The organism is Alteromonas genovensis (assembly GCF_010500895.1).
In the GTDB taxonomy this organism is placed as follows: Bacteria; Pseudomonadota; Gammaproteobacteria; order Enterobacterales; family Alteromonadaceae; genus Alteromonas; species Alteromonas genovensis.
In genome coordinates this window covers 1-14,240 of record NZ_JAAAWO010000012.1, presented here as the reverse complement: position 1 = coordinate 14,240, position 14,240 = coordinate 1, and the positions used below count along the sequence as shown (strand labels likewise).

The 14,240-nt window shown below is 43.5% G+C and carries 11 protein-coding genes and 1 pseudogene; 1 reads left to right on the top strand and 11 read right to left on the bottom strand.

Going from position 1 to position 14,240, the window contains the following annotated elements; all coding sequences use genetic code 11:
• Positions 1-21: 21 nt before the first annotated feature.
• From GTQ48_RS14425 to GTQ48_RS14385, 10 genes and pseudogenes are all read right to left on the bottom strand, one after another.
• Positions 22-666 carry a response regulator transcription factor gene (locus GTQ48_RS14425; RefSeq protein WP_032095498.1) on the bottom strand — a complete coding sequence of 215 codons (645 nt, stop codon included), beginning with the start codon at positions 664-666 and terminating at the stop codon, positions 22-24.
• A 15-nt stretch (positions 667-681) separates the two neighbouring features.
• Positions 682-2,628 carry an acetate--CoA ligase gene (gene acs, locus GTQ48_RS14420; RefSeq protein ID WP_163107304.1) on the bottom strand — a complete coding sequence of 649 codons (1,947 nt, stop codon included), beginning with the start codon at positions 2,626-2,628 and terminating at the stop codon, positions 682-684.
• Between the two features lie 269 nt (positions 2,629-2,897).
• Positions 2,898-4,085, bottom strand: coding sequence for a hypothetical protein (locus GTQ48_RS14415; RefSeq protein WP_163107303.1), 1,188 nt, complete (start codon positions 4,083-4,085; stop codon positions 2,898-2,900).
• Between the two features lie 554 nt (positions 4,086-4,639).
• Complete coding sequence (locus tag GTQ48_RS14410; protein ID WP_163107302.1) at positions 4,640-5,692, bottom strand: aldo/keto reductase; 1,053 nt, start codon at positions 5,690-5,692, stop codon at positions 4,640-4,642.
• A gap of 475 nt (positions 5,693-6,167) precedes the next feature.
• Positions 6,168-6,308, bottom strand: coding sequence for a hypothetical protein (locus tag GTQ48_RS17740; RefSeq protein WP_420837610.1), 141 nt, complete (start codon positions 6,306-6,308; stop codon positions 6,168-6,170).
• A 325-nt stretch (positions 6,309-6,633) separates the two neighbouring features.
• On the bottom strand, positions 6,634-6,885 hold the full coding sequence (locus GTQ48_RS17735; RefSeq protein ID WP_338023334.1) for an ankyrin repeat domain-containing protein: 252 nt from the start codon (positions 6,883-6,885) through the stop codon (positions 6,634-6,636).
• Between the two features lie 136 nt (positions 6,886-7,021).
• Positions 7,022-7,399: pseudogene (locus GTQ48_RS14400) on the bottom strand (catalase); the annotation flags it as partial.
• Between the two features lie 56 nt (positions 7,400-7,455).
• Entirely contained in the window at positions 7,456-7,632 is a 177-nt protein-coding gene (locus GTQ48_RS14395) for a hypothetical protein (protein WP_163107301.1), read from the bottom strand.
• 489 nt (positions 7,633-8,121) lie between these two features.
• Positions 8,122-9,483: an alkaline phosphatase PhoX gene (locus tag GTQ48_RS14390; RefSeq protein ID WP_163107300.1), complete on the bottom strand. Its 1,362-nt coding sequence runs from the start codon at positions 9,481-9,483 to the stop codon at positions 8,122-8,124.
• A gap of 153 nt (positions 9,484-9,636) precedes the next feature.
• Positions 9,637-12,213, bottom strand: coding sequence for a bifunctional diguanylate cyclase/phosphodiesterase (locus tag GTQ48_RS14385; RefSeq protein WP_239060141.1), 2,577 nt, complete (start codon positions 12,211-12,213; stop codon positions 9,637-9,639).
• A gap of 443 nt (positions 12,214-12,656) precedes the next feature.
• On the opposite strand from GTQ48_RS14385, the gene GTQ48_RS14380 reads away from it, so the two are divergent.
• A complete protein-coding gene (locus GTQ48_RS14380; RefSeq protein ID WP_163107299.1) occupies positions 12,657-13,634 on the top strand; it encodes a transposase in 978 nt (325 codons plus the stop codon).
• 485 nt (positions 13,635-14,119) lie between these two features.
• On the opposite strand, the gene GTQ48_RS14375 is transcribed toward GTQ48_RS14380, so the two are convergent.
• Positions 14,120-14,240 (bottom strand): EF-Tu C-terminal domain-related protein (locus GTQ48_RS14375; protein ID WP_163106822.1); only part of this gene is annotated, 121 nt, incomplete at its 5' end.

Sequence of the window (14,240 nt, the reverse complement as noted above, 5' to 3'; positions counted from 1 at the left end):
AACCACCATATCGCACCTATATCAACGTGAGGGTGGCTCTAATTCTAGCTGTGAAGCAATGAGTACCGCTTGCGTGCGATTGTTAATTCCCAGCTTTTTGAATAGGGCTGTAACGTGGGCTTTCACCGTCGCTTCAGCAATATCTAAGTTGTAGCCAATCTGTTTATTTAACAAACCATCTCGCATGTAACACAGCACTTTATACTGAGAGGGTGTCAGTGAAGCCACCTTATCTGCAAGCTCTGAAAATGCCTCGTCCACTTCATCGACGCTTTCACTAAGCCCTTCAGGCAGCCAGATATCACCATCGAGAATGGCTTCAACAGCATTACCAATGTCTTGTGCACTGGCAGTTTTAGGTATAAAGCCAGAGGCACCAACACCAATAATTTTAGATATTAACGCAGTATCTTCAGTGCCAGATACCACAGCAACGGGAATATCTGGATACAGTTTGCGAATATGAAGAAGCCCGAACAGATCGTTACTGCCGGGCATATGTAAATCAAGTAAAAGCAGGTCGACATCCTCTTTGTTGAGCATATCAACCGTAGACATTAAATCTCCTGCCTCCTTGAGTGTTAAGGACGGCAGCGACAAGGATAGAGCGCCTCTTAATGCATCGCGATACAGCGGATGATCATCTGCGATTAACAGCGTTATCATTGTCGTTTTCCTTAATTATTTATTGAGTCGTTCCTCTATGAGTGTATCAACAACGGATGGATCCGCCAACGTCGATGTATCACCCAGTTGCTCATGCTCGTTTGCCGCTATTTTGCGCAATATACGACGCATAATTTTACCAGAACGTGTTTTCGGCAGCCCCGTTGACCACTGAATAATATCGGGTGTGGCTATGGGGCTCAGTTCTTGGCGGACCCAGCCTTTCAGCTCTTTGGTAAGGGCATCATTAACCTCTACCCCTTCAATAGGACTCACGTAAACGTAGATCCCTTGGCCTTTAATATCGTGAGGATATCCAACAACCGCAGCCTCGGCCACTTTGCTGTGCGCTACCAATGCGCTCTCGATTTCTGCAGTACCTAAGCGGTGGCCTGAAACGTTGAGTACGTCGTCTACACGGCCTGTGATCCAATAGCAGCCATCTTCATCGCGACGCGCGCCATCACCGGTAAAGTACACACCTTCATACGCACTAAAATAGGTATTAATAAAACGTTGATGGTCGCCATAAACAGTGCGAGCCTGACTCGGCCAACTGTCTTTAATGACGAGGTTACCTTCGGCGGCACCTTCAAGTTCTTTGCCATCAGCATCAAATAGCGCTGGCGCTACGCCGAAGAAAGGGCGAGTTGCCGAACCAGGCTTAAGCTCTGTCGCACCCGGTAACGGCAAAATCATATGCCCACCGGTTTCCGTTTGCCACCAGGTATCGATAATTGGGCAACGGCCTTTACCAATCACGCGGTGATACCATTCCCATGCCTCTGGGTTAATCGGTTCACCAACTGTGCCCAACAAACGCAGCGATGATAGGTCGCAGCCCTCTGCGGGTGTGTCTCCATGGGCCATTAGCGCACGGATTGCCGTTGGTGCGGTATACAGGCTGTTTACTTTATATTTTTCAACCACCTGCGCAATGCGCTTAACATCTGGATATGTAGGTACACCTTCAAAAAACACCTGTGACGCGGCATTAACCATAGGCCCGTAAACCATGTAACTGTGCCCCGTTACCCAGCCTACATCAGCAGTACACCAATAAATGTCATCATCTCGGTAATCAAAGGCATATTTAAACGTCATGGCTGAATACAATAAATAACCGCCAGTGGTATGCACAACGCCTTTCGGTGTGCCAGTAGAGCCAGATGTATACAAAATAAATAGTGGGTCTTCGGCGTTCATGACCTCTGGTTCGCACTGCGCAGAGCAATTACCAATTGCATCTTGCCACCAAACGTCGTGCTTACTGTTCCAATCGACATCGCCACCAGTAAGCTTATGCACAACGACATGCGTGATAGAAGGACAAGCATCGCTTGCTAACGCCTTATCAACGTTTGCTTTAAGAGGGATGCTGCGCCCTGCTCTGCGCCCTTCATCAGCGGTAATAACCACTTTAGCCTCGCTGTCGTTAATGCGATCAGCAATGGCATTTGGCGAGAAACCACCAAAAATAACGGAATGCACTGCGCCTATGCGGGCACATGCTAACATCGCGTAAGCGGCTTCTGGCACCATGGGCATGTAAATCGCCACGCGGTCGCCTTTTTCAACGCCCATTTCTTTAAGCGCATTCGCTAACTTACATACCTCATAATGTACCTGTTGGTAGGTAATATCTAAGCTGTCTTGTGGAGAATCACCTTCCCAGTGAAAGGCAACCTTTGTGGCGTTCTTCTCTAAATGTCTGTCGATGCAGTTGTAGCTTGCGTTTAACGCGCCATCTTCAAACCACTTTATCGATACGTCGTTTTTATTAAAAACCGTATTTTTAATTTTTGTTGGCGCTTCATACCACTCCAATAGTGCAGCATGCTCCGCCCAGAATGACTCAGGGTCGTCTATCGACTTCTTGTACATTTCGTCGTATTGAGACGCAGTAAGATGTGTAGATTGAAGGATATTTTCAGGTACGGGATAAGTCTTGCTGGCAGTCATAGATTGCCTCCGATTTAATAATGTTAAATTCTCGATTGATTGAGGAATACTCTAGTCATTAATCAATAAAGCAAAATGAGACATTGGTCTTAATGATTTTTTTCATCGAAAAGTTATTGCTCAACGTTCATGTGTAGACGCTTGTTTGTTTTTTTAGTTCTGTGAAGTTTTTTAAGATAATCACTAAAAAGATGCTACTACAACGTTTTACACCCGTTATTTCTGAACCGAAATAACGGGTGTAGGTATTTATCAATTGGTCTTTGCCGTTAGAACTTAAAGACAACCCCAGCGCGACCAACATTTGCCGAGAAGTCTTCAAAATCGCTTCCGTATTCGGTATTAAAGTTAGTCAATTGAACAAACGCAGTAAAGCTATCCGTTATCTTATGGCCGTAGTTGATATAAGCGGTGGTGTTTTCATTTAAATCAGTAAGTGATAAACGAGCACGGTCACCTGAGTCGACAGAGGCACTGGCATAACCCACCTTAATCGTAGAGTCTGCATTTAGTTTCCACGTCACATACGTAAAAAAGCCGCTTTCGCTAAAACTCTCTCGTACTTCGCCTGCAGCGTTTAAACCTGAAGACGGAGCAACACCCAACGCATTTTGGTTGTTTAACGCTTCACCAGTATAATATTCTGCATTTACGCTAACTGCCCCAAAATTCAATGTGGTATACATTTTCAATAAGTTAGCGTCTTGGTTTTCACCCGAGACAAAACCAGCTTCATCTTCATAATTCAATTCAGCAAAATGGCCCGCGGCACCAATTTTATGACCAGAGAAGCTATAGTTAACGTCTACCGCAAAGCCTGGCATGCTGCCAAGCTCATTCGCGTTAATACCACCCGCGGTAGCATTTCTTCCCTTACCTGTTAAAGCACCAGTTACCGTTAGCCCATCGTTTTTATATGTAGCACCCACTTCCACGGCTAAGAATCCAGAATTACCGGCACGATAGGCATTACCAACCCAGTTGTAACTACCGCTTGATTTGATACCTGAGGCAGTGCTCCACTTTTGACCACCAAAGAACGTCCAGTTCTCGTTCATGTCATAATACAAGGTCGCTAAGCGTAATCGTGGCTCTTGAGCCTGAATGGCCGTTTGGTTAGTAAAACCATCTTCACCATCAATAAAATCAAATTCCAGTACCGTTCTTACTTTTTCATGGCTCATGTTTAGTGAAAAGCGAGACTGTGAAGCTTGAAACGATGTGGCATCAGAACTAAGAAACGTCGTTTGTTGCTCTGTGGCTGGCGCACCGCCGAATATATCGGTTCTTAATGCATGCGTTGGGGCTACTTGGCTATAAGCACTGCCAAAACTGGCAACGCCTTGATCAGACGCTACCATTTCGGGTTTGATCATACCTTTAAAACTGAATTCAAAAGCAAGCGCAGGTGAAGATATCAAAACAAGTGCGCACGATGCAGCTACACGATTAAGCATGTGGTTCTCCAAAATTTTTTTAGTGTTTAACTTTAATTCTTTTCTTAGTGCCCCTGCGAACGCGTGTAAGCGCAGGGAGTATGTAATTTAGTGTGTTCATGCAGCGGATTAACTTCCGATTAACATAAAGCCAACAAATCAATTGTGAGTTAAAAATAAGCAAAATACTCTATAAATCATAGTTGTTGCGACCAAAGTCTTATGATTTCTTGTATGGCAAAACAGCGTTTAGTTAACGTACAAATAAGCTAAAGCACTGTTTAATTTAGAAACTTCAAACACCGCATAACGGATTTAACTCTTAAACAAATTAAGATTTTTCAACGCGTTAATGGCTAAGGCTATAAGCATAGGTAAAAAAGAGAAAATCACCGGCCTTATTGCTGATTTTTTGAGATGATAGGGAGCAGTGAGAGTTAAAAAATAGGACAAGCGATTTATCAAAAAGCAGTAGTTCAACGTAGAAAAGCGTGGGGAGTGCGCGTCAATACGTTAGAAAAATGGGTTAGCGCGCCTTGATTCAAGGCGCGCTAACCGAAGTTAAGCGGGTAGATTTAAAATCCCATGGGATAGGCTTTAAACACGTTATTTATATCATTAAATGTGTTATCGCTTAGCGTAATATCAAACGCTGCGATGTTTTCAGAAAGCTGCTTGAGCGTAGTTGCACCGATAATAGTAGATGTAACACCCGGTACTTGCTGACACCATGCTAAAGCAAGTTGCGACGGCGTAATACCTGCGTTTTCTGCAATATGGACGTACTGCTCGGTGGCTGATTGCGCTGCAGGTTGGTCTCTGAATAACCCCATTCGCTGTGCCAATGTCCAACGCGACCCCTCAGGCCGTGCACCATTGTGGTATTTTCCACTGAGCATTCCCGTGGCTAGCGGCGACCAAGGCAGATAAGCAATGTTTTCACACTGGCACATCTCGATAAGATAAGGCCAATCTTTTGCGTGTAACAGGCTAAATTCATTTTGAATCGACACAGGTAAAGGCACATTTTCTTCTGCGCACAAACGCAAAAACGCATGAATTCCCCACGGTGTATCATCAGATAGTCCCCAATGGCGAATTTTGCCCGCATCAAGGGCCGCTTTTATGCCTTTGAGAATATTGCGCATGCCGCTGATTTCTTTGTCGCGGTCGATAGTTGTTGGGTCTGTACTGTCAGGCCAATGTTTGCCAAAGTGCGGGGTTACCCTATTTGGCCAGTGAAGCTGATACACATCAATATAGTCGGTATGTAAACGCGCAAGTGATTCATCAAGGGCAGTAGTAAGCGAAGAAGCCGTTATTGGCCCACCCTCTCGGATATACTTTAAACCTGCACCTGCTACCTTGGTCATCACCACAATATTATTACGGGCGTCTTGATTACGAGCAATCCAGTTGCCAATAATTCGCTCTGTGTCGCCGTAGGTATCTGCGTTAGGAGGTACAGGATACATTTCAGCGGTATCAATAAAATTCACCCCCGCATCAAGGGCCATCGCCATCTGCGCATCGGCATCTTGCTGCGTATTTTGGATACCCCAGGTCATGGTACCTAAGCAAATATCGGAAACTTTTAAGCTACTTGAGCCCAAAATATTAAATTTCATTCTACTTTTACCTCTAAAATGTTCTTTTGAACTATGCCTTTGAGTCGTCAGGCACTCATACTTTGTGAATCGCTCTTTTTCACTGGTTGTTTTGCTAGCCTACTACTCGCGATTAGAATCGATTAGAATGACTGTCTTAGTAGAGATTATGATGCCAGAGATTACGATGCCTGTCTCATTATCGTGCATTATCGCAAAGCCAATATGATGCTCTATGCCTAGCGCTCAATAACTGCCTAGCGCTCAATAACTGTCACCTTAATTAGTATTCGTTGACTGTCACGTTAATGGCTCGCATTAAGAATAATTACAGTGCCTGTCTCGATAATATTAATTAGTATTCGTTGACTGTCATAGAGAATAATTACAGTGCCTGTCTCGATAATAGTGGTCTCGATAATAATGTTCGGATTCGACCTCATTATTCAAACATCTAGAAAGTAGTATTCGTTGACTGTCACGTTAATGGCTCGCATTAAGAATAATTACAGTGCCTGTCTCGATAATAGTGCATTAGTGCTGTATTCCCCCTGTTATCTTCTTGACAAGGATCGGCATCGCTTTGAGCAATTAAAAATTCAACGGTCTCTGAGTGACCGTGGTAAGCCGCTAAAATCAGGAATAATTACAGTGCCTGTCTCGATAATAGTGGTCTCGATAATAATGTTCGGATTCGACCTCATTATTCAAACATCTAGAAAGCGAATTCAGTAAGCTGACTTTTATTCTGTAAACCCACTTGGCATGAAATCTATTTTGAATGATTGCTTTGAGCGGCTAGAAAACAGTGCAACGTTAGCAAAAGCTCGCTGAGATGTCGCTAAGCTCTGGATAAAAGCCAAGTGCAGTAGAGTTGATTATTACGACCTTTAAACAGGTATTTATGTCTGATTCGAAAGTGAATGAACATCTAGGACATATTGGCTATTACAGCTTAAAAATTACTTGCTTTCTTTTGAAGCAACAAAGAATGTTGCTAAGTCATAATTTCCCTTAGAAATAGCTATATCTGCCACTGAATTACTCGACTTGCCTTTGTGATGAGGATTAGCGCCCATTAGTGCTGTATTTCCCCTGTTATCCTCTTGGCAGGGATTGGCATCGCTTTGAGTAATTAAAAACTCAACGGTATCTGAATAACCGTGGTAAGCCAATAAAATCAGCGCTGTGAAGCCCTTTTCATCAGTGATAATTGCATTAATGCCTCCATCAAAAAACGCATTTAATATTTAATTATTGCCGTTAGGTGCAGCATCAAAATAGCGACTTTTTAAATCGTTGATCTGAGTATTAGCTAATGATGATAGTGAAACGATGCAGAGACAAAGTGTTAGACCGTTCAGTATAAAACTTTACCGCAAAGCCTCGAGGGTCACGCAAGGTTTCAGGAGAAAGGTGACCATGCACTACTGATGAAAAGCGCACAAACACTTCAGTTTTTTTACCTTCACCTTGGAAAGGCGCTGCCATTGTGTCTTCAGATAAGTCTTCGTAGTTTTCATAGTAGCCATGAAAACCCACACCACGGGCATGAACCACACGCTCTGGAATGCGCTCACGATCAAACGCGGCTAGCTTTTCAATAAGGTGAGAGTCTTGCAGTAACACTGGGCCCCACGGACCTGCAGTTTGTGAATTTTGGTTATCGCCTACTGGTGCGCCATTTTGACGAGTAAGGGTATCTGCACTCACGCCAAGTGTAAGCATGCTAGCGGTAACGCCGCCTAAGATAAATTTAGATAAGGTAGATTTTAATGCAGTACTCACAGCTGAACTCCTACGTGAATGTTGATGCGGGATTGGGTATTTTTAACTTCAACGCAAACTTGGTCGCCGTAATAGTTATCAGCGTAGTTGCATCGTGTTTGAACAGGTTGGTTAGTAGTGGAGGAAACACGATGGCCGTTCGCTGTTGATAGTTTTTTGAGTAATGTGTTCATTTGATTCTCCTTGTTAAGTTAGGAGCATTATTATCAATTTAAAAAAGCTATTAAAACGACTAAAACTGATTCATAAGATTAATTTAATAGATTATAAAGGCGCTTGCTAATCGAGAAACATCATGAACGGGGCATTACTTTGGGAGTACTAAGCAGAATAGGAGACAGCAAGGACAATAGAGGATAACGAGAAAGTAAAAAGCAAGTTAGACCTGAATTATGCAAGGGCTGGGTAAGGAGTATATGGGTACTGATGAAAGTTAAGTAATTGATAAATTTGAGCGCAGATTTGTGTACGAACGTGAGCGTTAGTGCGGCTGTTAGCACAGAGCCTGGACACAAAAGCGCCGCTCCCATAATAAATTATAAAAGCGGCGTAGATATTAGGGAGGTAGGTGAATACAAGTGACGGTTGACCACAGTAAGCGCAGTCTTTCCTATTAAACATTCACTGCTATTTGTTAACTGTTATCCGTTAACGTCTCACCGCTAACTGCTAAGCCAGGGGCCAGTGATAGCCAATGTTTTAGTAGGCGAGTAAACATTAACAAAGAGTGTGCTACCGTCAGGAGAAAAACAGGCTCCGGCAAGTTCGGTTTGTGCATGTAATTTGGCAAAGTTATACACCTCACCCTCAGGGGTTATCCCACGAAGATGGTTATCAACTATATCGGTGTATTGGTCTTCGCATACTAGTAAATGCCCGCTTGGACACACCGTTAGATTATCGCCAAAGTTGTATAAGTTTTTATCTTCACTTTGTAAGAACAGTTGAAGTTTATCGGCACTGCCATCAAGTGATGGCACCACACGCATTACTTGCCCTAACTGTTTTTCTCCGCCGTTGGTGCAGCAAAAATATAATTCTTCATCACCCCAGTGCATACCTTCCCCACGCGCAAACAACGCAGCGCCTTTCTCATAGGCTTGTATACGAAGATCATCCTCTGGACTTTCTGGATTATCTAAATCTACCCAATCAATATCAAACCACTGTCCAGTTTCCATAGACGGATTATTCCAATTTCGTGAATCGAACTGGGGCCTATCGACCACTTTAAGGGCTTGCAACTTGCCGCCATCTGCCAATTTAGCAGGTGTATTCGGTACAAACCGATACAGCACACTATCGCCTCGGTCTTCAGTGAGATACACCATTCCAGTGCGAGGGTCTATGCTTGCGGCTTCATGATTAAATCGCCCCATGGCTTTTAAAGGCTCGGGTTGCGTCATCGCTATGGCAGAGGCAGGAACCTCAAAAATATAGCCATGGTCTTTGCTTACCACGCCGTTTGGTTTATCTACTGACTCTTCGCAGGTAAGCCATGTTCCCCATGGGGTAATACCGCCTGAGCAGTTGCGCACAGTGCCGCTTAAACTGATAAATTCCCGCTCAACCTTGTGAGTGGAAAGGTTATAGACGAGGGTGCTTGTGCCCCCAGGCAGCGCAACACCTTCAAACCCACTTCCCTTGCTATATGAGTCGTAAGCTAACGCTGGCGAATGCTGTTGAATAGACTGAGGCTGGTTTTCAATATGTGTAGGGTGTAGCTCGTGATTGCGAATTAGCGCGACACGTTGCTCATCAAGGCCAAAACAGCCCATACCGTCGGCTCTATCGGGCACGTTCAGGCCATCGGACATGGCATCACCAAATTGAGATATTACTCGGTAAGAAAAGCCTTCTGGCAAATCTAGTAGTGAGTTTTTATCTTTTACAAGGTTACCGTATCCCCTTGAAATGGGCATTGCAGAGGCTACTGCCTTACTCAGTTGGCTTTTACCAAATGCACTTGACGCAAGACCGCCAAAAGCGAGTGAGCCCAACATAAACTGTCGCCGTGAAATCATACTAAATGCCCCAAAGGTGCTCGTGATAAAAAGGTAGAAAGGTAGCACTCAACAAGCAAGACCTAAGTGCACAGGTGTACATAAATCATCGCCATCTATTGTTATAGCATAACAATAGATGGCAAAAACAATCATTACTACCGTCGTATATTTTTACTTTAGGTTAGTACTGGTTTTGGTGCTCAGATTAGTATTGTGCCAGTGTTCTACAGGCATAGGCTTTGAAAAATAATAACCCTGAAAGCGATTGCACCCTTTGCTGATTAAGTATTCAACCTGCTCTGGAGTTTCTACCCCTTCAGCAATAGATGTCACATTAAGGGCTCTTGCCATATCAATGATTGCATCAACTATGGGCGAGCCATTGTGATTGCTGCGTGTGCTGACATCATCTATGAATATTTTGTCTATCTTAAGCTCACTAATTGGAAGCTCTTTTAGATAGGCCAGACTGGAATAGCCAGTTCCGAAGTCATCGATAGAAAAGCGGAAGCCGCATTTTGCTAGCTGATCCATCGTATGTTTAACCGTATCGATATCTACCACTAAAGCCGTTTCAGTAAGCTCTAACATAACCATTTGGGTAGGAATGCCATAATAATTGACTCTTGCTAGCAAAGAAGAGGCAAAGTCTAGCTGTACAATTTGTTTGGCACTTATATTAATGGCAACACACAAGTCAAAACCTCGCGCGATAAACTGCTTTAGGGTTTTAAGTGTTTCATCGATAACCCAATTCCCAATGTCGCAGATAATATGACTTTCTTCCGCAATAGGTATGAAGTCGCCAGGGCTCACTGTCCCCAGCTCACTAGAATGCCAGCGAACTAAGGCCTCAAACGACGTGGTAACCCCTTGATGATTCACTTGGGGTTGCAACGATAGAGATAGCTCTTGTTTCTCTAAGGCTTGGCGTAAATGCGATTTGATGGCGAGGTAGCGATCGAACTCTTGCATGCCATCATCAGAAATATGGCAAAGTCCGAACGGGGCTGATTTCTTAGCCCGCTTAACCGCGTTCTCTAGCACATTAACCACGCGCTCATAGTTTTGCTTATTGGCTTCAAACACCGCACTACCCAGGGATGCACTTAGCGACCAGTTGCCATCTTCAGTATCTATGTCGTAGTGTCGAGGATTAATAAGTGCGTTCTCGATTAAGCTGGTATCAAAACGGTAAATGTCAGCTTTTTTATAGGTCTTTTTAGACATGATAATAAAGCTGTCGCCGGCAAATTTATAAATATGATATTCATGCCCTATGATAAACAACAGCTTTTCAGCAATGGCTTGAAGCGCATTATTTGCATTAGAATAGCCGAGACGGGTATTAATTTGCGCCATATTGTCCATATCAAGCAATAAAATATGCATATATTCTTCATGCACGGCGGCCCGTAAGATTAAGTCTTTGCACTCCTTTTGAAACCACTGGCTGTTGCGTAAATGGGTGGCACTGTCAGTGTAGGCTAGGTTATAGATGGTATCCTGGGCGGCAATACGCTCACTAATATCGCGCACTACGCCGATATATATTTTTTCCCCTAAATCCGTACTTTCAGACAGCGATAGCTCCATTTGAAATACCGAACCGTCCTTGCGCTTTGCCGGAAGCTGCCGACCAGTTCCGATAATTTGAGCGTTTCCGGTACGCTCGTAATTAGCCATATACCTAGCGTGATTTGATGCATACGGATCGGGCATTAATATCTCAACCGACTTCCCAATAAGCTCGCCCTCGTCATAACCAAAGATTTTAAGCGTAATGTCGTTGCAATGAAGAATTATGCCTTTTGAATCTATGCTTACTACTGCATCGTTTATACTGTCGAGGATATTCTGTAATCGGCTTGCCCGCTCTTCGCTTAGTAAAACAGTACTTTTGTAATTTGTGATGTCTTCGAAGGCACCGAAATAACGACGAATATTTCCTTCATCGTCTAACTCGTGTTTGCCAGAAGTACGGACCCATTTTTTATCGTTATTTGCCGATATAATTTGCACTTCAATATCGTATGGCGTGTTGTGCTCTAACAACTCGTGAAACGCCGATTGAACGGCGGCTTTAGACTCTGGCTTATAAAATGTTAACGCTTGCTCAACATCGATGGGGACTTTCATGGTTAAATCGTGTATTGCGTAGGTTTCTTTAGACCAAAAAAGCTTCTTATCCTGAGGGTAGTATTCCCATGCCCCTGTTTTTGAGAGACTGCTAACCTCATCGAGTAGAGATAAGTTATTAATAGTGCGAGTTTCTAAGTAATATTTTTGTAGGCGCGTAGCAATTAGCTTGGCATTTGCGTGAAATCCAGCTTTATAAAGCTCGATGTTGGGTTGAGGCGAATTAAAAATAGCGACCAAAATTCCCACATTGCGTCCGAGCTCATTGAAAAGCCCAGCGCCAAGATAAGCCTCAGCACCTATTTGTGAAAGAGAGCCGTCATCTGGAAATTGAGAGCACACCGCACTTGGGTAAGCACATACGCCGGTTTGTAAAACCTGCTCACAAGGTGAGCCCTGCAAGGGATACTCGAACAGCTCGCTGGCTTCAGACTGCTGTTGAGTGCCAATGAGCACTGAAACACGGTCGTCGTCTCGAACACCTAGCAGTAAATAATCCGCTTTCAACGACGCGTTGTATTCAACAAGCTCATCAAAAAATTCTTGCCTGTATTTGCGAACAAGACTGCGAAACTCAGCCTCTTCGTAAACCATATTATGCGAAAACATAGCCGCCTATTATTCAACACAAACCAATTAACCGCATTTATGTTGGTAGAGTTGATGAATGCAAAGACATAGAAGAACGCTAAAACGATGCCTTAGCCTTTAGTAGTATGATAGTAGAGTCTGTATCACAGTCAATTGATTAATAATGACTACTCAATAATGACAGGCAATAATGACAGGCATAAAAAATACCAATACAAACAATAACTAAGTGAGTTCTAAACTATTAAACAGGCAGTTTTAGCTTACTACTTATTGAGACAGGCACCTTACCTCCCACAGTTACTTATGGAGACAGGCATCATAAGTCACTTATCGAGACCACTTATCGAGACAGGCATTTTTCAAACACTCAGATAAACAAAACTGTACCTCAAGACACTTTCTTTAGCCTAGATAGCTATACACACTAGTCATTGAGTAATCCAGAGTGGGAAAACTTGATGCCAAAGGCCAGAAAATCACAAATTAGTCTATCAGACACGCCCTATTATCACTGCGTATCTAGGTGTGTTCGTCGAGCGTTTTTATGCGGCTCTGAGCAAGGAAAAAGCTTCGAACATCGCCGTCAATGGGTTGAAGATCGTATTCATGTTCTGAGTGAGGTATTTACCATTGATGTGTGTGCTTATGCGGTAATGAGCAATCACACCCACCTTGTGCTGCATATTTGCAGGGAAAAGGCGCAGGCGCTCACTACAGATGAAGTAATTCAACGGTGGCACATTCTGTACAAGGGAACCTTATTAACACAGAAATATGCTTTACAAGAGACAAGAAAAGACCTTAGTAATGCTCAAGTAGAGTCCGTGGAAAGCACTGCGGAGATTTGGCGAACACGCTTACACGATATTAGTTGGTTCATGAGAGCCCTGAATGAATATATCGCCAGAGCCGCAAATAAAGAGGATGAGTGCACCGGACACTTTTGGGAGGGACGGTTTAAGTCACAAGCACTATTAGATGACGGCGCTCTCGCAGCCTGTATGGCATACGTTGACTTAAATCCAGTTCGCGCGAAGTTAGCCGTTTCACCTGAGACCTCTACGCATACTAGTATCCAGTATCGCATTCGTGCTGCCAAAGCAGGCAAGATACCGAAACGCCTTATGCCGCTAAAAGGCAGCTCTCAGCAGAGTATTGAAAATAGTCTACCTTTCAGCCTCGTCGACTATCTTCATTTGGTCGATGCCACTAGCCGTTCCATCTCCCCTAATAAGCGAGGCAAGATACCCAACAAAGTACCTAACATTCTAGACCGGCTTAATATTGGCAATGAAAAGTGGTTGATATTAACCACACAATTTGAAGTTTGTTTTAAACGAGCGGCTGGCCAGGTGATTAAACTTGAACAATATGCTCATAACCTAAAGCAGCTGAGAGTTCATGGGAAGCACCATGCTATGCGCTTATTTGGATAGATTAATATCTCACCGAACAACACAAGTGTAATACGGTTAAACTTTAATAGAGTCTTGACTGCGGGGATAGAGTTCGCTTCACTACTCTAAATCATACTGTTTCAACCTAGCTCCATCACCTGTTTGACCAATAAAACACATCCCTATCGCAATTAAATTTATAAATAGCACTCGAGCTTTGGCGTTTTTTGATTGTTCTTTATGCCTGTCATAATAGTACTCCTATGCCTGTCTTAATAGTGGCTGGTCGTAATAGTGGCTGGTATGTTGCGACTGTCTAATTAGTAGCTTTGGCTTGCCATGTGTACTTATTATGCGTGTCTTGATGATAATTGATAATAGCTACCTGCAATTACGGGAATGGCTAGATTAGAGTGCCTGTCTCTTTAGTAGCTAGATTAGAGTGCCTGTCTCTTTAGTAAATCGTAGGCATAAAAAAAGCGCACCTAAGTGCGCTTTTTTGTGCAATGTTTGCAGAGTCTAGATTAGTCTAGGATCTTCGCAACAACACCAGCACCTACTGTACGACCACCTTCACGGATTGCGAAACGTAGACCTTCGTCCATCGCAATCGGAGCAATTAGCTCAACTTTGAATTTAAGGTTG

Bases quoted from the DNA above. Each gene is read 5' to 3' on its own strand.
- GTQ48_RS14425 (WP_032095498.1), bottom strand. From the start codon at position 666: ATGATAACGCTGTTAATCGCAGATGATCATCCGCTGTATCGCGATGCA.
- acs (WP_163107304.1), bottom strand. From the start codon at position 2,628: ATGACTGCCAGCAAGACTTATCCCGTACCTGAAAATATCCTTCAATCT.
- GTQ48_RS14415 (WP_163107303.1), bottom strand. From the start codon at position 4,085: ATGCTTAATCGTGTAGCTGCATCGTGCGCACTTGTTTTGATATCTTCA.
- GTQ48_RS14410 (WP_163107302.1), bottom strand. From the start codon at position 5,692: ATGAAATTTAATATTTTGGGCTCAAGTAGCTTAAAAGTTTCCGATATT.
- GTQ48_RS14395 (WP_163107301.1), bottom strand. From the start codon at position 7,632: ATGAACACATTACTCAAAAAACTATCAACAGCGAACGGCCATCGTGTT.
- GTQ48_RS14390 (WP_163107300.1), bottom strand. From the start codon at position 9,483: ATGATTTCACGGCGACAGTTTATGTTGGGCTCACTCGCTTTTGGCGGT.
- GTQ48_RS14385 (WP_239060141.1), bottom strand. From the start codon at position 12,213: ATGTTTTCGCATAATATGGTTTACGAAGAGGCTGAGTTTCGCAGTCTT.
- GTQ48_RS14380 (WP_163107299.1), top strand. From the start codon at position 12,657: ATGCCAAAGGCCAGAAAATCACAAATTAGTCTATCAGACACGCCCTAT.